The sequence below is a fragment of the Oceaniglobus ichthyenteri genome, assembly GCF_003057885.1.
Taxonomy (GTDB): Bacteria; Pseudomonadota; Alphaproteobacteria; order Rhodobacterales; family Rhodobacteraceae; genus Oceaniglobus; species Oceaniglobus ichthyenteri.
Genome location: NZ_QAGK01000004.1, coordinates 268,135 through 291,231, shown reverse-complemented (window position 1 = coordinate 291,231; position 23,097 = coordinate 268,135). Strand labels below are relative to the sequence as shown.

The 23,097-nt window shown below is 59.7% G+C and carries 22 protein-coding genes; 6 read left to right on the top strand and 16 right to left on the bottom strand.

Annotation, left to right across the window (positions count from 1 at the left end):
- Window positions 1-19: 19 nt before the first annotated feature.
- On the top strand, window positions 20-2,266 hold the full coding sequence (gene ptsP / locus C8265_RS08715; RefSeq protein ID WP_108483603.1) for a phosphoenolpyruvate--protein phosphotransferase: 2,247 nt from the start codon (window positions 20-22) through the stop codon (window positions 2,264-2,266).
- 137 nt (window positions 2,267-2,403) lie between these two features.
- Here ptsP and C8265_RS08710 read toward each other — a convergent pair whose 3' ends face one another.
- Window positions 2,404-3,189: an EcsC family protein gene (locus C8265_RS08710; protein WP_108483602.1), complete on the bottom strand. Its 786-nt coding sequence runs from the start codon at window positions 3,187-3,189 to the stop codon at window positions 2,404-2,406.
- Window positions 3,190-3,225: 36 nt separating this feature from the next.
- Entirely contained in the window at window positions 3,226-3,711 is a 486-nt protein-coding gene (locus C8265_RS08705) for a GNAT family N-acetyltransferase (protein ID WP_108483601.1), read from the bottom strand.
- Window positions 3,712-3,792: 81 nt separating this feature from the next.
- On the opposite strand from C8265_RS08705, the gene C8265_RS08700 reads away from it, so the two are divergent.
- Both C8265_RS08700 and C8265_RS08695 read left to right on the top strand, forming a co-directional pair.
- On the top strand, window positions 3,793-4,401 hold the full coding sequence (locus C8265_RS08700; protein ID WP_108483600.1) for a flavin reductase family protein: 609 nt from the start codon (window positions 3,793-3,795) through the stop codon (window positions 4,399-4,401).
- A complete protein-coding gene (locus tag C8265_RS08695) occupies window positions 4,398-5,057 on the top strand; it encodes a CatB-related O-acetyltransferase (protein ID WP_108483599.1) in 660 nt (219 codons plus the stop codon). The genes C8265_RS08700 and C8265_RS08695 overlap by 4 nt, the downstream gene beginning before the upstream one ends.
- A 44-nt stretch (window positions 5,058-5,101) precedes the next feature.
- Here the strand turns inward: C8265_RS08695 and C8265_RS08690 are convergent, their stop codons facing one another.
- Window positions 5,102-6,706 (bottom strand): SulP family inorganic anion transporter, encoded by a 1,605-nt coding sequence (locus C8265_RS08690; RefSeq protein ID WP_108483598.1) that lies wholly within the window; start codon window positions 6,704-6,706, stop codon window positions 5,102-5,104.
- 229 nt (window positions 6,707-6,935) lie between these two features.
- On the opposite strand from C8265_RS08690, the gene C8265_RS08685 reads away from it, so the two are divergent.
- Together C8265_RS08685 and C8265_RS08680 are read left to right on the top strand one after the other, a co-directional pair.
- Entirely contained in the window at window positions 6,936-7,808 is an 873-nt protein-coding gene (locus tag C8265_RS08685; protein WP_108483642.1) for an S-methyl-5'-thioadenosine phosphorylase, read from the top strand.
- Between the two features lie 23 nt (window positions 7,809-7,831).
- On the top strand, window positions 7,832-8,365 hold the full coding sequence (locus tag C8265_RS08680; RefSeq protein ID WP_108483597.1) for an adenine phosphoribosyltransferase: 534 nt from the start codon (window positions 7,832-7,834) through the stop codon (window positions 8,363-8,365).
- A gap of 9 nt (window positions 8,366-8,374) precedes the next feature.
- On the opposite strand, the gene C8265_RS08675 is transcribed toward C8265_RS08680, so the two are convergent.
- The 10 genes from C8265_RS08675 to coxB form a co-directional block, all read right to left on the bottom strand.
- On the bottom strand, window positions 8,375-9,793 hold the full coding sequence (locus tag C8265_RS08675; RefSeq protein WP_108483596.1) for an FAD-binding oxidoreductase: 1,419 nt from the start codon (window positions 9,791-9,793) through the stop codon (window positions 8,375-8,377).
- 36 nt (window positions 9,794-9,829) lie between these two features.
- The gene (locus tag C8265_RS08670; RefSeq protein ID WP_164512303.1) at window positions 9,830-10,414 is read right to left on the bottom strand and encodes a GNAT family N-acetyltransferase; all 585 of its coding nucleotides are present in this window, start codon (window positions 10,412-10,414) and stop codon (window positions 9,830-9,832) included.
- The gene (locus C8265_RS08665) at window positions 10,414-11,676 is read right to left on the bottom strand and encodes a M16 family metallopeptidase (protein ID WP_108483594.1); all 1,263 of its coding nucleotides are present in this window, start codon (window positions 11,674-11,676) and stop codon (window positions 10,414-10,416) included. The genes C8265_RS08670 and C8265_RS08665 overlap by 1 nt, the downstream gene beginning before the upstream one ends.
- Window positions 11,673-13,055 carry a threonine synthase gene (gene thrC, locus C8265_RS08660; RefSeq protein WP_108483593.1) on the bottom strand — a complete coding sequence of 461 codons (1,383 nt, stop codon included), beginning with the start codon at window positions 13,053-13,055 and terminating at the stop codon, window positions 11,673-11,675. Before thrC ends, C8265_RS08665 begins: the two co-directional genes overlap by 4 nt.
- A 5-nt stretch (window positions 13,056-13,060) precedes the next feature.
- Window positions 13,061-13,738, bottom strand: coding sequence for an SURF1 family protein (locus tag C8265_RS08655; protein ID WP_108483592.1), 678 nt, complete (start codon window positions 13,736-13,738; stop codon window positions 13,061-13,063).
- Window positions 13,739-13,836: 98 nt separating this feature from the next.
- Entirely contained in the window at window positions 13,837-14,637 is an 801-nt protein-coding gene (locus tag C8265_RS08650; RefSeq protein ID WP_108483591.1) for a cytochrome c oxidase subunit 3, read from the bottom strand.
- A 38-nt stretch (window positions 14,638-14,675) separates the two neighbouring features.
- Window positions 14,676-15,224: a cytochrome c oxidase assembly protein gene (locus C8265_RS08645; protein ID WP_108483590.1), complete on the bottom strand. Its 549-nt coding sequence runs from the start codon at window positions 15,222-15,224 to the stop codon at window positions 14,676-14,678.
- Entirely contained in the window at window positions 15,221-15,421 is a 201-nt protein-coding gene (locus tag C8265_RS08640; protein ID WP_108483589.1) for a hypothetical protein, read from the bottom strand. Before C8265_RS08640 ends, C8265_RS08645 begins: the two co-directional genes overlap by 4 nt.
- Window positions 15,421-16,347, bottom strand: a complete 927-nt coding sequence (gene cyoE, locus C8265_RS08635; RefSeq protein ID WP_108483588.1) for a heme o synthase — start codon at window positions 16,345-16,347, stop codon at window positions 15,421-15,423. Before cyoE ends, C8265_RS08640 begins: the two co-directional genes overlap by 1 nt.
- A gap of 101 nt (window positions 16,348-16,448) precedes the next feature.
- Complete coding sequence (gene coxB / locus C8265_RS08630) at window positions 16,449-17,321, bottom strand: cytochrome c oxidase subunit II (RefSeq protein ID WP_108483587.1); 873 nt, start codon at window positions 17,319-17,321, stop codon at window positions 16,449-16,451.
- Between the two features lie 181 nt (window positions 17,322-17,502).
- On the opposite strand from coxB, the gene tldD reads away from it, so the two are divergent.
- The gene (gene tldD / locus C8265_RS08625) at window positions 17,503-18,924 is read left to right on the top strand and encodes a metalloprotease TldD (RefSeq protein WP_108483641.1); all 1,422 of its coding nucleotides are present in this window, start codon (window positions 17,503-17,505) and stop codon (window positions 18,922-18,924) included.
- Here tldD and cueR read toward each other — a convergent pair.
- The 3 genes from cueR to C8265_RS08610 are packed head-to-tail and all read right to left on the bottom strand — an operon-like array spanning window position 18,921 to window position 23,095.
- Complete coding sequence (gene cueR / locus C8265_RS08620) at window positions 18,921-19,304, bottom strand: Cu(I)-responsive transcriptional regulator (RefSeq protein WP_108483586.1); 384 nt, start codon at window positions 19,302-19,304, stop codon at window positions 18,921-18,923. The two genes, tldD and cueR, sit on opposite strands and share 4 nt — an antisense overlap.
- A 39-nt stretch (window positions 19,305-19,343) precedes the next feature.
- Window positions 19,344-20,351, bottom strand: coding sequence for an alginate lyase family protein (locus tag C8265_RS08615; protein WP_164512302.1), 1,008 nt, complete (start codon window positions 20,349-20,351; stop codon window positions 19,344-19,346).
- Entirely contained in the window at window positions 20,348-23,095 is a 2,748-nt protein-coding gene (locus C8265_RS08610) for a tetratricopeptide repeat protein (protein WP_108483585.1), read from the bottom strand. Before C8265_RS08610 ends, C8265_RS08615 begins: the two co-directional genes overlap by 4 nt.
- Window positions 23,096-23,097: the final 2 nt, after the last annotated feature.

Here is a 23,097-nt window from a genome sequence, read left to right as displayed (position 1 = left end):
TGTGAGTATTTGCAAACCGATGTTCCAAAGCACCCAAACCGAAAGCCGCAAACTTCTGGGTCGTCTGCGCGAAGCCTTGGCCGAGGACAGCGCCGGGCAAACCCGATTGGACAAGATCACCGCCCTGACCGCAGATTCCATGCGCACCGAAGTGTGTTCCATCTATCTGTTTCGCGATGCCGACACGCTTGAGCTGTGCGGCACCGAAGGGCTGAACCCCGACGCCGTACACCAAACCAGGATGCGCATGGGCGAAGGATTGGTGGGCCGCGTTGCCAAAACCGGCCAGCCGATCAACAGCGCCAACGCCCCACAAGAGCGCGGCTTCCGCTTCATGCCCGAAACCGGCGAAGAGATTTATTCATCCTTCCTTGGTGTGCCAATCCAAAGACTGGGCGAACGGTTGGGCGTTCTGGTCGTCCAAGGCAAGGAGGCGCGCAAATTCAGCGACGATGAAACCTACGCGCTTGAGGTTGTGGCGATGGTTCTGGCCGAAATGACCGAACTGGGCGCCTTTGTCGGAGAGGGCGCGGCCCTGTCCGCGCGCCATCAGAATTCGGTCATGTTTCGCGGCACCGTCGGGCAGGAAGGCACCGCAGACGGCTATGTGTACCTGCACGAACCACGCGTTGTTGTCACCAACCCCATCGCCGACGATCCAGCCAGCGAATCAGAACGCCTGACCACGGCAGTTGATAAACTGCGGGTGTCCGTCGATGAAATGATGGGCCACACGATAACCGGCGATAAAGACAGCCGCCAGGTTCTTGAAACATACCGCATGTTTGCCAATTCACGCAGCTGGATGCGGCGGATGCAAGAAGACATCGCGCTGGGCCTGTCCGCCGAGGCCGCGGTTGAAAAGGAACAATCCAGCGCCCGCGCGCGTCTGCGCTCGGTTCCCGATCCCTATCTGCGCGAACGGCTGCACGATCTGGATGACCTGTCCAATCGCCTGCTGCGCATTCTGACCGGGCAAGGCGGCGAGACCGGCGCCGAAATGCCCGACCGCCCGATTCTGGTGGCGCGCAACATCGGCCCCGGCGAATTGCTCGAATACGGGCGCAAACTGCGCGGCATCGTGCTTGAACAAGGCTCGGTCGGCAGCCACGCCGCGATTGTCGCACGCGCCCTGGCGATTCCCCTGGTCATTCATGCCGAACGCATCACCGCCGAGGCATTGAACGGAGATCGGATTCTGGTTGATGGCGATCAAGGCATCGCCCATCTGCGCCCCGAAGACAGCGTCGCCACGGCCTTTCGCGACAAGATCGCCATGCAGGCCAGCGCTCAGGAACGCTATGCCAGCATCCGCGATGAACCCGCCACCGCCCAATGCGGCACCACAATCAGCCTGATGATGAACGCGGGCCTGATGGCCGATTTGCCATCGCTGGAAAACTCAGGCGCCGAAGGCGTGGGCCTTTTCCGCACCGAACTGCAATTCCTGATCCGCAGTCATATCCCCCGCCGGGGCGAACTGGCCGCACTTTATTCCCGCGTGATTGACGCCGCCAAGGGTCGGCCGGTGGTGTTTCGCACCCTTGATATCGGGTCCGACAAAGTGCTGTCGTATATGAAACCACAGGATGACGAACCCAACCCCGCGCTGGGCTGGCGGGCGATCCGGGTGGGCCTGGACAAACCCGGCGTCATGCGCATGCAGCTTCAGGCGCTGATCCGGGCGGCCAACGGTCGGCCTTTGTCGGTGATGTTTCCCTTTGTCGCGCAATTTGATGAATACCGCGCGGGCCACCAACACGTCATGGAAGCGCTTGAGCGCGAGAAAAAGCTGGGCCATGCTCTGCCCTCGGATGTGAAAATCGGCGCAATGCTGGAAACGCCATCCCTGGCCTTTGCGCCACGACAGTTCTTTGAAATGGCCGATTTCATCTCGATCGGTGGCAACGATCTGAAACAGTTCTTCTTTGCCGCCGACCGTGAAAACGAACGCGTGCGCCGCCGCTATGACACGCTGAACGTCTCGTTCCTGTCGATGATCGAACATATCGTCGACCGCTGCAATGAAACCAGCACACCGGTATCCTTCTGCGGCGAAGACGCCGGCCGCCCGATCGAGGCAATGTGTTTCGCAGCCATGGGCCTGCGCACCCTGTCAATGCGCCCCGCTTCAATCGGCCCCGTCAAACACCTGTTGCGCCGGGTCAATCTGAGCGATGCGAAAACCGTCATCGAAACCGCCCGCGCCAGCGGCGAACAGTCGGTGCGCGGCCACGTTATCGAGTGGCTGCGCCAATTGAACTAGGGCCTTTTTCTTGCCTTAAATATCCAAAAAACCGATCATTCAGCGCCGCCATACACATGGCACGCGCCGCTCAGCGCCACGCGCCAATCAAAATATCGCGTGGCGCGCAAGCGCCTCCATTTGCTTAAGGCTGACCATCATTTCAGCGTCTTGGGCGGATCCACCAGCAATCTGAATTCGCGCAGCAATACTTCAACGTCCACATCACCGTCGCGTGCCAGCGCGCGTAATCCGAAATACACCCGCGCCATTTCCTGATAATAACTGGTAAAGGCATAATTCGTCGCCGCCCCTGCCACCGCTCCGATCACCGGAACGGTTTGTGTGGCCAATTTCTGCCCCATGACCACGGCCAGCCGTGGCGCAATCCGCGCGATCAACCCATGTACCGCAGGCCCGGTCAGGGTGATCCGCGTGGTCAGAAACGCAATATCGGTGCCATCGTCGCGGGCCAGCGGGCCAGCGGCGGAAAACACCTGCAGACACTGCATCCGCACCACTTCGTTTGTCGGATCAAATTTGTAATCCGCCGCAATTCCTTGAATGGCGCGCAGCAAAACCGTGGTCGTGACCGGAAGTTCCGCCAATGCCGTGGGCAGGCCCCCTGCCCCGCCAGCGGCGCCCATGGCCGTGGTCACAACAGTGTTCAACCAATCCGCGCGGTCAGAAACAGACGCGCGTGATCGGCTCGCCGCGTTGAACGCCACCTCAAGCGCGCTGCGCGTGGCGCCGTCCAGCCCCTGGCGCACGGACATCGGCAATTTCCCGATCAGATTTTCGGCCTGGCCCCCGACAAGGGCCAAAACCTGCATGCCGATCCCATCGGCACTTTTGAACCGGCGCGCCAGCGATTGCAGCGCGGCGCGTGTTTCGGGGTCCAATTCGCCCATGTCGGGCGGGTCTTTTACATCATTCTGGGTCATATCGGTTAAATGGGATGCCAATGTCGGTTTGGCAAGTCACCTGGCCTTTTCCACCCGGCCGCTCACACCATCCCAGGCGCCGGGATGCAGCGCCAGGCCCAAAACCCGGTCCGGATTGGTCGGCGGCGGCATTTCCACCCCCTCAAGGCGCGAAAATCCAAAGCGCCCGTAATAAGGCGCATCTCCCACCAACATCACCCGCTCCCACCCCAATGGCCCGGCCAGCGCCAGGCTCTCCATCATCACCAGCGCGCCCAGACCTTCGCCCTGGTGGGTGGGGTGCACCGCAATCGGACCCAGCAACAGCGCCGGTTTATCGCCGATCCGCACCGGCCAATATCGGATCACCGCCGCCAAGGCGCCGTGTTCATTCCGCGCCACCAGACACAAATCGCGCACCGGCGGCACCCCATCGCGCAACCGATACGACGACAGCGCCTCGCGCCCGGGCGCGAAACACAGGTCATACAGCGCCTCAACCTCCCACCAGTCCTCTGGCGTTTCTTCGTCTAGCCGGATCACCCCTGCCCCCTGTTCGCACTGGCCAGCGGGGTATCACGGGGTTAACACCGGTTCAAACCGCATTAGCCCTGAGGATGCCAAATGTTCTATCACCCCAAGGATGGCCACGGCCTGCCCCATAATCCGTTCAACGCCATCGTAACGCCGCGCCCGATTGGCTGGATCAGCACAAGGGGCAGCGATGGTCAGGAAAACCTGGCACCCTATTCGTTTTTCAACGCTGTTGCCTATGTCCCGCCGCAGGTAATGTTTGCCAGCACCAGCGCCAAACCCGACCGTGACGGCACCAAAGACAGCGTTGCAAATATCCGCGACACCGGCGTGTTCTGTGTCAACATGGTGGAATACGCCATGCGCGACGCAATGAACCTGACATCGGGGCCATGGCCGCGGGATGTGGATGAATTCACCAAGGCCGGGATCACCCGCGCCGAATGCGACACGATTGCGTGTTCGCGCGTCGCCAACGCCCCTGCCAATCTGGAATGCAGGTTGACCCAGATATTGCAGCTCCCCGGAGAGGCCAATTTCGCCGTCTTTGGCGAGGTGATCGGCGTTCACCTGCGCGACGATTGCATCATCGACGGCATCTTTGACGTGACCACATTTCAACCCCTGACGCGCCTTGGCTATCGCGATTATTCCCATGTGCGCGATGTGTTTTCCCTGAAACGCCCCGGTGAATCGTGAAGGCACCTCTGCCAGATCCCACTGCGCGCCATCCGATCATTCTGCCCGATGGCACGCCCCACGCGGGCACAGTGCACCTGTCGCAATGCCCCCGACCGGTACAATTTGAGGTGGGCGATTATACCTATGCGTCGGATTTCGATCCGCCCGATACGCCCGAAGGCTGGGCGACCCGGCTTGCCCCGTATCTGTTTGCGTTTTCGAAAGAAACCCTGCGCATCGGCAGGTTTTGCCAGATTGCGCATGGTGTGCGGTTCATCACCGCATCGGCCAACCACGCCACCACCGGGATCAGCACGTTCCCGTTTCAGGTGTTTGATACCGCCCGCGACAGCACCATCGCCCCCGACACCCGCGACACGGTGATCGGCCATGATGTGTGGTTGGGGTATGGTGCCATCGTGCTGCCGGGTGCGCAGATCGGCAATGGTGTGATTGTCGGGGCGGGGGCGGTGGTGCGCGGCACCGTGCCCGATTATGCCATTGTCACCGGCAACCCTGCTGCAATCGTAAAAATGCGGTTTTCTGCGGCCCAGATCGACATGTTGAACGACGTGGCATGGTGGCATTGGCCGACTGAGAAAATCGCACGCCACATTACGTTGATCGAACAGGGCGACGTCGCCGCATTGGCGCGGGCGGTAAACCCAAACTAAACGCGGCGAATGTTGCCAATCAGACGCCGCGCCCTTCGCGGGGCCTAGTGCCCCGCGCCCAACTGACCCGTGCGCACGCCGTAATCGGTGGCGATCTGGTAATCGGGGTCATCATCGCTATCCACCATCAATTGGCCCGCTTTGGTCAACAATTCATGGCAGTCGCGGCTGAGGTGGCGCAATTGCAACCGTTTGCCTGCGGCCTCATATTTCGCCGCCATCGCCTCGATCGCGGTCAGGGCGGATTGGTCGGCAACCCGGCTGTCGGCAAAATCAACGATCACCACTTCAGGGTCGGCCTGCGGCGTGAACAATTCGGTGAACCCATCGGTCGAGCCAAAAAACAGCGGCCCCTGCACCTGATATACCTTGGCCCCTTCCGGCGTGACATAGGTTTTGGCGTGAATTCGGCTGGCATTCTGCCAGGCATAGGCCAAGGCCGACACGATCACACCCACCACAACCGCCGTGGCCAGATCGGTCAGCACCGTAACCACCGTAACCAGCACAATCACAAACGAATCGGTCAGCGGCACCTTGCGCAGGATCATCAGACTGTTCCAGGCGAAGGTGCCAATCACCACCATGAACATCACCCCGACCAAAGCGGCCAGAGGGATGATTTCAATTACCGGGCTGGCCACCACGATAAACGTCAGCAAAAACAGCGCCGCCGCCACCCCGGCAATGCGCGTGCGCCCACCGGATTTGACGTTGATCATCGACTGCCCAATCATCGCACAGCCGCCCATGCCACCGAAAAAGCCGGTCACGGTATTGGCCACACCCTGGGCCACACATTCCTGACTGGCCCCGCCGCGGTTGCCAGTGATTTCACCCACAAGGTTCAGGGTCAGCAAACTTTCGATCAGACCAATCGCCGCAAGGATCAGCGCATAAGGTAAAATAATCGCAAAGGTTTCATAGGTCAGCGGCACCATGGGAATGTGAAAGCTGGGCAAACCGCCCTGAATGCTGGCCAAATCACCCACGCGCGGCACGTCGATGCCAAAAATGATCACGATTCCCGCAACAATCCCGATCCCGGCCAAAGGCGCGGGAATGGCCGAGGTCAGGCGCGGCATCACCCAGATGATGAACATGGTCAGCGCGGTCAGACCCAGCATCACAACCAGGGGCCAGCCTGACATCCACTGTCCACCGGTCATCCCATGCGCGCCCACCTCGGCCGTGCCTGGCACCTGAAACTGGGTCAACTGGGCCAGAAAAATCACGATGGCCAGCCCGTTCACAAAGCCCAACATCACCGGATGGGGCACAAGGCGAATGAATTTGCCCCATTTCATCACCCCGACGAAAATCTGGATTGCCCCCATCAACACAACCGTCGCGAACAGATATTCCACCCCGTGTTGCGCCACGAGTGATACCATCACCACCGCCAAAGCGCCCGTCGCGCCCGAAATCATGCCAGGCCGCCCGCCGATCAGCGCCGTGATCAGCCCGACGATAAACGCCGCATAAAGCCCCACCAACGGATGCACCCCTGCCACAAAAGCAAAGGCCACCGCCTCGGGGACCAGGGCCAGGGCCACGGTCAAACCTGACAAAACCTCGATCTTGATGCGGTTGGCGTTCAGATCGACACTGGTTTCGTCACGTTTGAAGGCTTCGCCAAATGCTGCCATGAGTGATCGCGCCACAGATGTACCTCGTCATGAATTTCGGGATTTTTTGATATGTTGCGCCGCCATATCAACACGGGGCGCAAAAGGCACGGCCTTTTTTCACAGTTCCCGGCGCTGTATCCCACGTTTCAACTGCCGAACGTATTTTCAGCGGTTGAGCAACCCAAGGTTTGCATCCGCCGCCCGGCGCGCTAAACCGGTCAACGGATCACATCGAATGGGAGAGATCATGGCGCAGACAATGCTGGGAATCATCGGCGGTTCGGGCCTGTATGACATCGACGGGCTGACCGATGCCAAATGGGTCACTGTCACCGGCCCCTGGGGTGCGCCATCCGACGATATCCTGACCGGCACCCTGGATGGCGTGGCCATGGCGTTTTTACCCCGCCACGGGCGCGGTCATGTCCATTCGCCCAGCACCGTGCCCTATCGCGCCAATATCGACGCGCTGAAACGGTTGGGCGTTTCCGATGTGATTTCCGTATCGGCCTGCGGGTCGTTCCGGGAAAACATGGCACCGGGCGATTTTGTGATCGTCGATCAATTCATCGACCGCACCTTTGCGCGCGAGAAATCGTTTTTTGGCACTGGCTGTGTTGCCCATGTCAGCGTGGCGCACCCCACCTGCCCCCGTCTGGGCGCAGCCTGTTTGCAGGCGGCGCGCGATCAGGGCGTAACCGTGCATGACGGCGGCACCTATCTGGCGATGGAGGGGCCGCAATTTTCATCGGTTGCCGAATCCAAGATGTATCGCGAATGGGGCTGTGACGTGATCGGCATGACCAATATGCCCGAGGCGAAATTGGCCCGCGAGGCCGAGCTGTGCTATGCCTCAATCGCGATGATCACTGATTATGACAGCTGGCATCCCGATCATGGCGCGGTCGACATCACCGCGATCCTCACCACATTGCAGGGCAATTCGGCCAACGCCAAAGGTCTGGTTGCCCGCCTGCCCGCCCTTCTGGGGGGCAACCGCGCGCCCTGCCCCCATGGGTGTGACCACGCATTGGAATATGCGATCATGACCGCGCCAGAAAAACGCGACGCCGCACTGGTTGGCAAACTTGATGCGGTCGCGGGCCGCGTTCTTGCCTGATTCACCCTTTGAAAGATTGTACCATGGCCAAAACTGTTCGCGATTACATTCGCACCATCGTTGATTTCCCCCATGAAGGTATCCTGTTTCGCGATGTCACCACCCTGTTTGCCGACCCGCGCGGGTTTCGCATGTGTGTCGATCAGATGCTGCATCCCTACGCCGGGCAAGACATTGATATGGTGATCGGGCTTGAGGCCCGGGGGTTCATTTTGGGTGGTGCGATTGCGCACCAATTGGGCACCGGGTTTGTGCCAGTCCGCAAAAAGGGCAAATTGCCCGGCACCACGATCAGCCAGGATTACAAACTGGAATACGGTGAGGCGATTGTCGAAATTCACGACGATGCGCTGAAACCCGGCGACAAGGTGTTGGTGGTGGATGATCTGTTGGCCACCGGCGGCACTGCCGGGGCCGGTATTTCGCTGATCCAACGTCTGGGGGCCGAAATCGTCGGCTGTGCCTTTATCGTTGATCTGCCTGAATTGGGCGGGCGCAAGGTGCTGGAGGATCTGGGCATGGATGTCCATGCCCTGTGCACATTTGACGGAGCGTAAGGCAGAGCCCTAACCGCGCAAAACCGCGCCGGGGTTCATGATGCCCTGGGGGTCAAGCGCGGCCTTGATCGCGCGCATGGCGGCCAATTTTGCCGGGTCGCCATAGCGTTCCAATTCCGGCACCTTCAACCGGCCAATGCCATGTTCGGCGCTGAATGATCCATCCATTTCCGCCACCAGATCGTTGATGCAATCCTTTAGGGTTTGCACCTGATTTGCATGATCGCCCGCACGCCCGCCTTTGGGCGCGAAGATGTTATAATGCAGGTTTCCATCGCCAAGATGGCCAAAACTATTGATCCGAAATTCGCCGATTTTGGCGATCTCCGCCTTTGCCCGCACCACAAATTCCGGAATCGCCGAAAGCGGCAGGGAAATATCGTTGGAGATAATCGCGCCGACGCGTTTGTTCGCCTCGGGAATGGTTTCGCGGATCGTCCAGAATTCATCGCGCTGTGTCAGCGAACTGGCAATTACCCCGTCTGTCACCAAATCCTGCTCGGCGCCCGCCTCAAAAATCGTTTCCAACAGCGCCGAGGGGTCTTGCGCCGCGCTGGTGCCCAGATCAATCAGCACCATCCATTCCGGGATTTCGGCAAAGGGTTGGCGGACCGGCAAATTGGCCTCGGCCAGAAACTCTAACCCCATGCTGTTGATCAATTCAAACGCCGATACGGTGCCGCCGCTGATGTCTTGTGCCAGAGATAGCAGCGTCAGCGCGGCGGCGGGGCTGTCAACCACCATCAGGGCCGCACCCTGGCGCACCGGGCGCGGCGACAGGCGCAGCGCGGCGGCGGTAATCACGCCCAACGTGCCTTCGGCCCCGATAAGCAGATGGCGCAGATCGTATCCGGTGTTATCCTTGCGCAATCGCCGCGCCCCGTGAAAGATGGAACCGTCAGGCAGCACCGCCTCAACCCCAAGGCACAATTCGCGCGCATTGCCATAGCGCAGCACATTAACCCCCCCGGCATTGGCCGACAGATTGCCACCGATACGGCACGTCCCCTCTGATGCCAAAGACAGCGGAAACAATCGGTCTTCCGCCTCGGCCGCGGCCTGAACATTGGCCAGAATCGCGCCCGCCTCAGCCAACAACACGTTTTCTTCGGGATAGATCGCGCGGATCGCGTCCATTTTCTCTAGCGACAGCAGGATCGGCGGCGCACCATCGGGCATGACCTGACCCCCAACCAATCCGGTGCCCCCGCCCCATGGCACAACGCCAATGCGGTGCTGCGCGGCAAAGCGGATCACCTGAGCCACCTGTTCGGTGTTGGCGGGCCGCACGGCACAGCCCGCGTGCCCGTGCCATTTGCCACGGGGTTCTTCCAGCTCGGCCGGGGTGGCGGGACGCACCGCGCCCGAAGGCAGCAACGCGGCAAGTTCGGTGGCAAGAGCCGGTGTCATCGGGGTAAGCATGGGCATATCAAATCCTACATGGTGCGGCGCTGCAACTGTTGATTATCCAACGGTGGTGCGGCCCCGCCGGTCACTGCGCAAATTGGAATAGAGCACGTGGTTGCACCATCTGCCGTTGATCTGCAGATAGCTTTGCGCGACACCTTCGTATTTGAAACCACTGCGTTCCAATGCCGCGCGCGATGCGGCGTTTTCGGCCAGGCACGCCGCCTCGACCCGGCTGATATCAACAACGTGAAACGCGTGATGTACCAATCCTGCGATGGCTTCGGCCATGTATCCCTGTCGGGCGTATTCGGCCCCGATCCAGTATCCCAATGTGCCCGATTGGGCCGGGCCGCGCCGGATGTTGTCCAGCGTGATCGCACCCAGCAGGGTGTCATCATCGCGCCGGATCAAAAACAATGGCATCGCCGTGCCATTGTGGATTGATCGCTGCGCCCAATAGACACGATTGGTAAAGCTTTTCCGCGTCAGATGGTCGGGCGACCAGGTCGGCTCCCATGGGATGAGAAAATCGGCGCTTTCCCGGCGCAGCGCGCTCCACGGGCGGTAATCGCCATGGTTTGGGGCGCGCAAGGTCAACCGTTCGGTATCGATGCGAACCTTGCGCCGCGACAAAAGCATCAGGCGGCAAGCCTTGCCGTGAGGGCGTCAAGCGTTGGCGCATTCTTGACAGGACCATAAAGCGCCATCGCCGCCGCCTTTTGCCCGGCCAGTTGCGCCGCGAAATCGCGCACATCACCGGTCGTCACCGCATCGATCCGGGCAATCGTTTCATCCAGATCAGGCACCCGATCCCAGATCGCAATCAACCGCGCCAGACGTTCGGCGCGCGACGATGGGCTTTCCAGCCCCATCAACAACCCGGCCTTCATCTGGGCCCGGGCACGGGCCACTTCCTCGGGGGCCATATCGGCGGCGGCACGGCCCAGTTCATCAACCGTCAGTTCGGCCAATTCGCCGATCTGGCCCGCACTTGTGCCGGCATAGACCGTGATCATGCCGGTATCTTCATAGGCGCCGGCCTGTGCAAAGATCGAATAGCACAGCCCACGCTTTTCGCGCACTTCCTGAAACAGCCGCGATGACATGCCGCCGCCCAACGCACTGGCATAAATCTGCGAGGTAAAGAACGCCGGGTCGCGATATCCCGGTGCCTCAAAGGCCAAGGTGAAATGCACCTGTTCCAGTTCACGCGCCTCACGGCGTTCCCCGCCGGAAAAGACCGCCGGCACAAAAGGTTTGGATTTGCGCGGTGCCAGATCGCCAAACAGTTTTTCCGCCGTTTTGACGATGGCATCATGATCCACAGCGCCGGCCGCGGCCAGGATCATCTCACCGGGGGCATAGCGTTCTTTGACAAATCCGGCGAGATCCGATTTCGAAAATGCGCTGACCCGTTCAGCCGGGCCCAAGATTGAGCGGCCAATCGGTTGATCGGGATAGGCCACCTCTTGCAACCAATCAAACACGATGTCGTCCGGCGTATCCAGTACCTGACCGATCTCTTGCAGGATCACGCCGCGCTCAATCTCGATCTCTTGGGGGTCAAACACCGGGTTCAGAACGATATCGGCAATCACATCCAGTGCCAAAGGCACGTCAGGTTCCAACACCCGGGCGTAATAGGCTGTCATTTCGCGGCTGGTATAGGCGTTGATATAGCCGCCGACATCCTCGATCGCCTCGGCAATCTGCAAGGCACTGCGCCGTTTGGTGCCTTTGAAAGCCATATGTTCCAGAAAATGCGCGATGCCGTTTTGTTCGGCCCGTTCGTGCCGCCCGCCCGCCGTGATCCAAACCCCGACCGAGGCTGACATAAGCCCCGGCATATGTTCTGTCACGATACGCAGTCCATTGGACAAGGTGTGGATTTGTACGGTCACTGGGAAATACGCTCGCGAATCAGGGATTGGATGGCAGACAGGGTGTTTGGCACCCGTGTCACGCGTTCGGGCCGGTCAAACAGATCGGCCATGCGCGGGGGCAGCGGCGGACGTGTGCCTGTGGCCGCCTCAACCGCATCGGGAAACTTGGCAGGATGGGCCGTGGCAAGGGTGATCATCGGAATCGCCGGATTCAGATGTTCACCGGCCACCTTGACCCCAACGGCGGAATGGGGGCACAGGGTTTCGCCGGTGGCGACGTGGATGGCGCGGATTGTGGCGGCGGTTTCTGCCTCGTCACACCGGCCCGAATCGAAATGTTCACGCAGGGATTGCAGCGCGCCTTGCGACACGGTGAACCCGCCTTGGGCCAATTCATCCATCAACTGGCGCACTGCCCCACCATCGCGGCCATAAGCATCAAACAGCGCCCGTTCGAAATTCGACGATACCTGAATATCCATCGACGGGCTGATCGTGGGTTCAACCCCCTGTTTCATATGCGCGCCACTGGCCAGGGTGCGATGCAAGATATCATTGCGGTTGGTTGCCACCACCAGACGATCAATCGGCAGACCCATCTTCTTGGCAATATAACCGGCAAAAATATCGCCGAAATTGCCAGTGGGCACAGTGAAACTCACCTTGCGATGCGGCGCACCCAGCGCCACAGCGGACGAAAAGTAATATACCACCTGCGCCAAAACCCGCGCCCAGTTGATTGAATTGATCGCGGTCAGCCCCACGCCATCACGAAACGCGAAATCGTTGAACATGGCCTTCACGGCGGCCTGACAATCATCAAAATCGCCATCCACCGCCAAGGCATGCACATTCGCCTCATCCGGGGTGGTCATTTGGCGGCGTTGCACATCCGACACCCGGCCATGGGGAAACAGGATAAACACATCCACCGCATCCAGACCCCGAAATGCCTCGATCGCGGCCGATCCGGTATCGCCCGATGTGGCGCCAACGATTGTGATCCGCTCGCCCTTGCGCGCCATCGCTTCCTGAAACAACTGGCCGATCAATTGCATGGCGAAATCCTTGAACGCCAAGGTCGGGCCATGAAACAGCTCTAACAGAAAATGACCGCTGCCCAGTTGCACTAAAGGCGCACGCGCCGCATGGCCAAACCCGGAATAAGCAGTCCCGATCAAACCGCGAAACACATCGTCGGGCAGGTCGACAAACGGGCGCATCACCCGAAACGCCACCTCTTCATAGGACAGGCCCGCCAATGCGGCAATATCACCCTGCGACATCTGCGGCACATCGCGCGGCACATACAGCCCGCCATCCCGCGCCAGCCCGGCCAACATGGCCTGTTCAAACCCCAATTCGGGCGCTTGGCCCCGTGTCGAGACATATTGCAACTGTCTTATCCTTCTGTCCGCTGGCGCGTCATACGCCAAAGGAAAAATCCTGTCATCCCCGCCCACACCAGAGCCAGCGAAAACCAGGTGATGGCATATCCTAAATGATCGTTGGGAATGCCAGTAGCCCCAACAGGAACCGGGCGGATCGGTGCATCGTCAAAGGCGCTTTCGCGCAACACGATCAAAACCGGCTCGGTCCCAAAATGATCGGCCATCGCTGCCAGATCACGCCCGAACCAAATGTTCTTTTCCAAATCAGGGTCGGGGGTGAATCCATCAATCTCATCGGGCCATAACAGATTGCCGGTTACAACCACCCGCTCGGTGGGGGCATCGGGCACCGCGCCTGCCACTGGCATGATGCCCCTGTCCAACAGCACCACACGGTCACCCAGATCAAAAGGCGATACAATCCGATAGCCCGCGCCAATGCCTTTTTGACTGACCAGAACACGCAACATATCAGGCAAAACCGTTCCGGCCGCGGTCACCGCAAGATACTGATCCACCTCGGCTGTCGGCGATACAGGCAAATCAACCGGCGCATCCGAAATACGCGCGGAAATCTCGGCCAGAACCCCCTCTTTCCAGGTCAGTCTTTGCATTTGCCACAGGCCTAGGGATAGCAATATCCCAAACCCGATCAGACCAAATCCCAACGGAAGGACGATACGCCCCATACACCCTGTCTCCAAAACCAAGGGGCGCCTGGGTTTCCCCGCGCCCCTCATTTCTGTTTTTCAAATATCCGCGCCGCAGGCCGCCTGCGTCAGCAGGCTCAGCTGCCCCAGACGTAGATCGCGGCGAACAGGAACAACCACACCACATCAACGAAATGCCAATACCAGGCGGCGGCTTCAAATCCGACGTGCTGTTCCTGGGTGAAATGCCCGGCCCGCACCCGCATATAACAAACAAACAGGAAGATCGTGCCGATCGCCACGTGAAAGCCGTGAAATCCCGTCGCCATAAAGAAGTTGGCGCCATAGATATTGCCCGAGAAACCAAACGCCGCGTGGCTGTATTCATAGACCTGGAAGATGGTGAATAGCACACCCAAGGCCACGGCCAGGATCAGGCCCGTCGCCATATCCTTGCGGTTGTTTTCATGGGCCAAGGCGTGGTGCGCCCATGTGGCGGCACAGCCAGACAACAACAGGATCAATGTGTTGATCAACGGCAAATGCCATGGATCGAATGTTTCAATGCCCGCGGGCGGCCAAACACCGTCCACGGCGGGGCTGTCGGGGCCCATGGGATACATCGCGTGTTTGAAGAACGACCAGAACCAGGCGGCGAAAAACATCACCTCGGAGACGATGAAAAACACGATGCCGTAACGCAGACCGATGCGCACAACCGGCGTGTGATCGCCTTGGTTGCCTTCGGTCACAACCTCGGACCACCAGCCGTACATCACGTACAGCACGCCCGCGAGGCCAATCAGAAACATCCAAGGGCCCATGTCATGAAACATCAGCACAGCGCCAAATAGCATGACAAAGCCAGCCAGCGCGCCAAAAAGCGGCCATACGGAGGGCGGCAGGATGTGGTAATCGTGGTTCTTTTCGTGCGCCATGGGCGTTCCCTCGTCTTGGGCCCTCTCGGGGCTTGCTATTATTGGCTAAGGCTGGCCTGCTCTTCGGGCAGGTCAATTTCGTAGAACGTGTACGACAATGTGATGTGTTTGACAAACTTCCCTTCGCGGTCGTCCACAATTTCTGGATCGACATAGAAAGTAACCGGCATCATCACACGTTCGCCGGGTTGCAGAATTTGCTCTTCAAAGCAAAAACAATCGATTTTGGTAAAGAAACCGCCAGCCTGAAACGGCGCAACGTTGTAGCTGGCCGATCCGGCGACCACACGGTCGGTGGGGTTATACGCCTCGTAAAAGGTCAGGCCGGTTTCACCGATGCGAATCTCCATCTGCCGTTGTACCGGCTTGAATTCCCACGGCATGCCCCGCTCGACCGAGCCGTCAAACCGCAATGCAATGGTCTGATCCAACACCTGATCCGCGCCAAGGCCAACGGCGGTCACACCGCCAAAGCCGGTCACGCGGCAGAACCAATCGTAAAATGGCACCGAGGCCCAGGCCAACGCGCCCATGATCACCACCAAACCGGCGGCTTGGGCGGCCGTTCTGGTTTTACCATCCGTCATTTGTCTGCCTCACCTTCCTGGGGCGCGATCAATTCGGGCCGCACCACATGATCGAACCCTTGAATGGCGCCCAGCTGTTTCACTTTTACAACGGTCAAGCCGAAAATGATCACGACAAACCCCACCAACAAAAGCCCGACGCCCATGTTTCGCGAGAATCGCCGTTTGTGCAGTTCATGTTCTGTCTTCATTGCCATCACAAAAACCCCACGGCGCGCAGGCTGGCATCGGCCAGCAGCGCCAGGAAATGTAAAAACAGGTACAGCAACGAGAACTGGAAAAACGATTTTTCGGTGCGGTATTTATCGGCTTCGGCCATGTTTTCATCGCGGCGCCAGATGTCATAGGCCCCTTTGACAAACCAGCCATTGGCCAGAACCGCCACCGTCAGATAAACAGGGCCGCCGATCTGGGTAAAACCCAGCCAAACCGCCAAAGGTGCCAACAGCAGGGTATAGACCAGAATGTGTTGGCGGGTCACCTTGCGGCCATGGGTAACGGTCAGCATCGGCACCCCGGCATTGTTGTAATCTTTTCTCAGGAACAGCGCCAAAGCCCAGAAATGCGGCGGCGTCCACATGAAGATAAGTGCAAACATCAACACCGCTTCCAACGAAACACTGCCCGTGGCCGCAACCCATCCGATCGCCGGGGGAAACGCCCCCGCCGCGCCGCCGATCACAATATTCTGTGGCGTCGAACGTTTCAGCCACATGGAATAGACCACAGCGTAAAAGAATATCGTGAACGCCAATAACCCGGCGGCCAAAAGGTTTGTGGCCAGACCCAGCATCACCACCGAAAACCCCGACAATGCCAGACCAAGCGACAGTGCGTCCTGGGCGCTGACCTTGCCGGCCGGAATTGGGCGGCGGGCGGTCCGGCTCATCACCGCGTCAATATCGGCATCCCACCACATGTTCAGCGCGCCCGAGGCCCCGGCCCCCACCGCAATGAACAAAACCGCGCAAAAGCCGATGATCGGATGCACCTGCACCGGCGCAACCATCAGTCCGACGAATGCCGTAAACACCACCAACGACATCACACGCGGTTTAAGCAACGCAAAGTAATCGCCAAATTGCGCTTCGTATTCTGCATCGATGATCGTGGCGTCAGTCATGTCATTCCCTATGGTTCGGGCGGTCCTTACGCGGGCGGCGGATGGCCCGCCGCCCAACGGTTATCGAATCGATGGCGGGCAGACCCCGCCGCGAATATCGATCAGTCGGCCAATGCCACCTGAACGCCGCTGTTCAGGGCGGGCGTACCGGCATATTCTTCGATCGCGCCTGTCAGCCATTGATCATATGCCTCTTGGCTTACCACTTTCACGGTGATTGGCATATAAGCATGGTCTTTGCCACAAAGCTCGGAACACTGGCCGAAATAGATACCCTCTTTTTCGGCCTTGAACCACAGTTCGGCCAAACGTCCGGGAATCCCGTCCTGTTTTACGCCAAAGGCGGGGATGGTCCAGGAATGGATCACGTCGCCACCGGTAACCTGCACCACGACGGTCTTGTTGACCGGCACGACCATGGCTGTGTCGGTCGCCAACAGATATTCCGCCTGAGTATAACCATAGTCTTCCAGCTCGTCGCGCTTCAACATGAAGCTGTCGAACACAAATTCGCTATCGGGATATTCATACGACCAGTACCACTGATACCCTGTCGCCTTGATCGTGACATCGGCTGTGGGAATCTCTTGTTGCTTGAACAAAACCGGCAGGGAAAACGCGCCGATGAACACGAGAATCACGATCGGCAGCACGGTCCAGGCAATTTCGACCGGTGTGTGATGCGAGAATTTCGCAGGCACCGGATTGGCCCGGCGATTGTGGCGAATTGCGACATAGGCCAGCAATACCGTGACCAGAACGGTGATCGCGGTGATGATCACCAGAATCATTCCATCCAACCAGTGAAGATCACGGGCCAATTCCGTAGCGGCGTATTGAAACCCCATTGCGCCATTTGTTGGCTTGCCAACAATTTCTAACCCATCAAGCCCGTCCTGGGCCCATGAGGCGGCACCCGTCAGGGCGGTGGTGCATCCGGCCAAAAGGCCCGCAACTTTGGTGTGAAAGCGCATATCCGGTTCCTGTTTATGGCTATGGGGGCGGCGTTGCCCCCGTTCGGGCCCCCCTTTGCAGGCAGTATCCCGTTGTGTTCCGCTGTTCTGAAACCATATTACAAGCAAAGGGACAAGCCAATCCAATGCGGCAATCAGCCACTTGGCCTGTTTTTATAGCGATTTTTTTGCAGGAGCGTCCATGTCCGACACAGTTTTCCGCCCGTTCGAAACCCATCTGGATCAAAAGACCGCCCTTGCAACCCTGCGCGCGGCCGTCGCCGGGGCCGATGACGGTGAATTATTTCTGGAGCGCAGCCGCGCCGAAGTGATCTCATTTGATGATGGGCGGGTGCGCACCGCCAGCTATAACGCGTCCGAAGGATTCGGGCTGCGCGCCGTGCGCGGCGAAACCGCCGGATATGCCCATTCCAGCGAAATATCAGAGGCGGCCCTGAAACGCGCCAGTGAAACCGCGCGTCTGGCGGTGGGTGATGGCGGCGGCACCCTGGCCGATGCCCCACGGGCCACCAACGTGAAATTGTATTCCGACAATGACCCGATGACTGACGCGGTATTTTCGGTAAAATTGGACACGCTGCGCGAAATCGATGCCTTTGCCCGCGCGTTGGACCCCCGCGTCGTGCAGGTATCGGCGACCCTGGCCGCGTCGATTCAGGAAATCGAAATCCTGCGCCCTGAAGGGCACAGCGTGCGCGATATTCGCCCGATGACCCGGCTGAACATCTCGGTGATCGTCGAACAGGACGGGCGGCGCGAATCCGGTGGCATGGGCGGCGGTGGGCGCACCGGCCTGACCGGCCTGATCACCCGCGACCATTGGCAAGGCGTGGCGCGCGAAGCCTTGCGAATCGCGCTCGTCAATCTTGAGGCCGAACCGGCCCCGGCGGGCATCATGGATGTGGTTCTTGGCCCCGGCTGGCCCGGTATTTTGCTGCACGAGGCGGTGGGCCACGGGTTGGAGGGCGATTTCAACCGCAAGAACACCAGCGCCTTTGCCGGGTTGATCGGCCAACAGGTGGCCGCCAAGGGCGTGACCGTATTGGACGACGGTACGATCCCTGACCGGCGTGGATCAATCAGCATCGATGACGAAGGCACGCCATCGGCCAAAAATGTGTTGATCGAAGACGGCGTTCTGGTGGGCTATATGCAAGACCGCCAAAACGCCCGGTTGATGGGGGTATCGCCCACCGGAAACGGGCGGCGGCAAAGCCATGCCCATACGCCGATGCCGCGCATGACCAACACCTATATGTTGGGGGGCGATGCGGCACCGGGCGAAATTCTGGCCGATCTGAAAGATGGGATTTATGCCGTGGGTTTTGGCGGCGGTCAGGTTGATATCACCAACGGCAAATTCGTGTTCTCCTGTACCGAAGCGTACCGGGTGAAAAACGGTGTGGTCGGCGCACCCGTCAAAGGCGCGACTTTGATCGGCGATGGGGCCACGGCCATGCGCAATATTCGCGCCATCGGCAATGATATGGCGCTTGATCCGGGCATCGGCAATTGCGGCAAGGCAGGCCAATGGGTGCCGGTGGGCGTGGGCCAACCCAGCCTGATGATTGGCGGGCTGACCGTGGGCGGCAGCGCCGCCTAGGCCAGATGATCGATGATTGGGCAATCGGGCCGCGCATCGCCGTGGCATCGATTGACCAGATCGGCCAGGGTATCGTGCAGCGATTGCAATTCGCGCTGTTTCGCCTCGATCTGTTCCAGACGCGCGCGGGCGATACGCTTCACCTCGGCGCTGGTGCGGCTTTGATCCTGATACAGACCCAAAAGATCGCGGCATTCGTCGACCGAAAAGCCAAAGGCGCGGGCGCGGCGCACGAACACCAGTTTGCGCAAGGCGCTGGCGTCATAATGGCGATACCCGGCGGCGGTGCGCCCCGCCGGTTCAACCAGACCGATATCGGCATAATAGCGCACGGTTTTCACCGTCAGATCCGCCGCTTTCGCAGCTGCCGAAATGTTCATGGCACACCCTCCTGTTGTGGGAGAGTACGCCAGATCGCATCACTTCGTCCAGATCGCCGTCTGATCGCCCCCCAGCTTTGAATGGCTCAGCGGGCGAAACGGTGCGGCGCGGGCCTCAAGTGCGGGATCGCGATACAGGGTGAGATAGGATTCGATCCACGCCAGGTTGAACCCCTCAATCTCATCCGAGCCATCGAAAAACGTTTGTATTTCACCGGTAATCGCTTGGCTCTGCGCGCCATTTTCCAGATCGCGCGCGGCAAATTCCACCACCCGTTTCAATGCCCCGTCGCATTGATCGGCGATTGGCATGCCCTGCCGGTGCAACAGCGCCGCCGTGACGCTGAGCGGGGCAATCGCATGTAATTGATAATGCAACGCAAAACGGCCCCGGCTCATTTCCTGTGGCAGGCTGCCATCGGGGGCGGCAGTGCAGAGTATATATGTTGCCGACCAGGCCGACCAGCCCAACATCACCGCATCATTGGTCAGCTCGCCAATGGTATTGGCCCCCAGCGCCGACCACGCGCGCAGATTGCCCTGCGCCGCCCCATTTGGCGCGGTTTCCCAAAAAGTCATCTGGGCGCGCTGGCGGCGGTTCAACCAATCCTTGACCTGTTTCAATTCGCGGGCGCGGGTGCTGTAGGGGGCCACTTGCAAGGCCGCCATGCCAAAGGCCGACAGCCGCGAACCGATGGTCAGGTTTGCGGTGCGCGACACCAGATCGCCCATGGCATCGGCCTGTGCCCATGTGGCCATTTGCCCGATCACACAATCGGCAATGGCGCGCCGATCCACGTCATCGGCGAATACCTCGTTGGCTTTGGCGGTCAGGGATCGCAAGAAATCGTCGATCGGGCCAAGCGCCTCATCCACATCCTCGCTTGCACTTTCATCCAAGGTAGAGCTGCCCGATCCTGCATCGGAATAGCGGCTGCCATAGGCCAGACTGTACACCGGCTCGGGGGCCGGTTCACAATCGGCGGCCAGGGCCGCGCCCTGCCCCGCCATGATCAACAACGCCGCCAGCGCCCCGCGCCCGATCATTGCTGACCACTCAGACGCAGCAATGCTGCCACTGACGCCGCGCGTGCCTGACCCAACTGATCGGCCCGCTCCAGCCATCCCAATGCCTGATCCAGATTGCGCGGGATGCCGATGCCATATCCCAAGGCATATCCGAACTCCAACATCGCCATGCCATTGCCTGCCTCGGCCGCTTCCTCAAGCAATCTGGCGGAACTGGCCAAATCGCCGGGGGTGCGCGCCGTATCGCGCAGCAGCATGGCGAATTCTACCTTGGCGTCGGTGTCGCCTTCGCGGGCAACCTGTTGGTACAACTGATTGATATCAAACCGCCCCGAGGCGAAATCACGCACCTCGTCCACCGCCTTGCGATAATTGGCCAATACCCAAGCCTGATCGCCGGGCACCGAACTGCCGGCAAGGGCGGCCAGATGATCGGCGGCCTTGCCGGGGTTATAGGTACGCAGATCGGGATCGCCGGTCAGGCGGTACAGCCGACGATGGGCCGTTTGATCGCCCTCGTCCAAGGCGCGCTGATACACCTGCATTTCCGAGGGCGCGGCACCCTCGTCAAACACTTCCATCTGTAAATCCGACAGGCGCAGTTTCGACAACACATGCCCACCATCAATGTTCAGTGACACCTGTTGCCAATGGTACGCCATATCAGGCGCGTTGCGCAGAGCATGGGCATCGCCCAATTCGGCCACATCCTTGGTGCCGCAATTCATCAACGACACGGCGCGGTCGAAATAATCGGCAGATTTTTCCGGGGCCACAAACGGCAGCGCGAACATCAGCGCCAGGAAATCGCCGCGGTCCTCGATGATCTGGGCGTATTCCTCATATACTGCGCGGTGGCTGATCGCCGGGGCCAAGTGGCGCGCGCGCAGCCGAATTGCCGCACCTTCGCCGCGATTGCCCGCGCGTACCAACAGATCCAGGATCTCTTTCGCAATGGCCGGGTCTTTGGCGTTATCTTCGGTCAGGGCAATCGCCAGATCCAATGCCGTGGTCACGCCATTGTTCAGATATATCCGGCGGAACAATTCCACCGCCAGGGTGCGTTCAAACGGGTTGGTGGCCAGTTCAAATTCCAGTTCGGCAAACGCCTCAAGCGCCTGATCGGAGTTGTCCAGACGATCCGCCCACAAACGGTGCGCGCCGTCGCGGGCAAACGGATCAACCTGCACCCGCTCAAGATAATTGGCCAGGGATTGCACACGCCCCTGCAACGCCTGGGTTTGGATTTGTGCAATGCGCAGCGGTTCCTTGAACGGATCAAGCGCAATCAGATCGGTGGCCGATACGCCAACTGTTTGATGCAGGGCGGCACGATAATTCCGCGCCCATGTGTTTGCCTCGCGCAGGCGCGGCGCATCGGGGGCCTGACAACGGTACAGCGCATCAAGATCGTCCATCGCTTCGCTTAACCCATGGCGGGTTACCGCCTCGGTCAACAGATCAATCGCGCGGTTCAGGCGGGCGGGATCATCGCGGTATCGCACCAGCATCTTGCCCAAAATCTGTGTGCCTTCGCCATCACGCAGGGACACGGCGGTTTCCAGATGGCTTATCGCTTCGGCCTCACCGGCCCAACGACCCCGGCGCACAAGAATGTCTTTGGCCAGATTGGTATAAACGAAACCGGGGGTGCCGGGCAGCGCGATCAGTTCGCGCAGGTATTTCATATAAAGCGAATCGTCGGGATCGGCCTCAATCCCGTCGATATTCACCGCAAGGTTGAAATAAGGCGACACAGCCGGGCGATGACGCCCTGTGTCTTCAGAGTAATTATAACCCAGAATGCGCTGCAATTCAGCCTCGTCAATCGCGCCACTGGATTTAAGCGAGTCGACCTGACCTTCGGAAATGGCGATGCCGCGCTGTGCCGCCAGCCGCAGATATTGCAGCATCACGGCATTGTCTTTTTCAATCGCATCCGCCGCGAGGTGGTATTCCACCACCCGCCAGGCACCCGTGGCACTGCCCATATCGGCGGCAAATTTGTACCAGGCATAGGCGATCTGGCCATTTTGGCTGACCACGTCGCCCTGTTCATACTGGCGTGCAATGCGTTCGGCCCGGCCACAGACCGTGGGCGTCAATTGCCCCAACAGCCCGCCAAAGGCCATCGTCACGGTCAGATCAAGCGGCGCATCCCAGCCATCAACCGGCTTGCCCTCAAGCTCCAGCTTGGCCAGTTGCAACAGGGCGTTGGCATTGCCGCCAAAGGCCGCCGCCAAAATCAGTTCGCGCGCAAAATCTTCATCGCGGGCGGTGCCGATGCCGGTCATGAAATATTGTGCCACGATCAGGCGTTGGTTGTTGGTCAACTGATCCGACATCTGGCGCAGTTGATCGACCAGTTTCGCGTCGCGCAGTTCATCCAGCCGCCCGGCATCGATATGCAGCGCAACACGCGCCAGCAATTCTTCGCTGCCGACGAAATTTTCATCGACCACCGCCATGCGGGTGATCAGGGTGTCGATCCAATCAAACCAGCGGTCGGCATCATCGGCCTGATGGCGGCGAATATCGCGACCCAGATATTGTATCCGCAACCGGTCGGTCAGCTCTTCATCGCCGCCTTCGGTGGTCAGGTCATCTTCGGTGGCATCGCGCGGGGTGCGGCAGATGTCTTGCGGCTCTAACGCGGGGGGCAGGAACGCCAATTCAATGGTGCGCGCCTGGGCGGGCGCGGTGCCCATGACAGACAGGAAAACAGCCACAGACAAGGCGGCAGAGGTCAGGGATTTCAGCATTT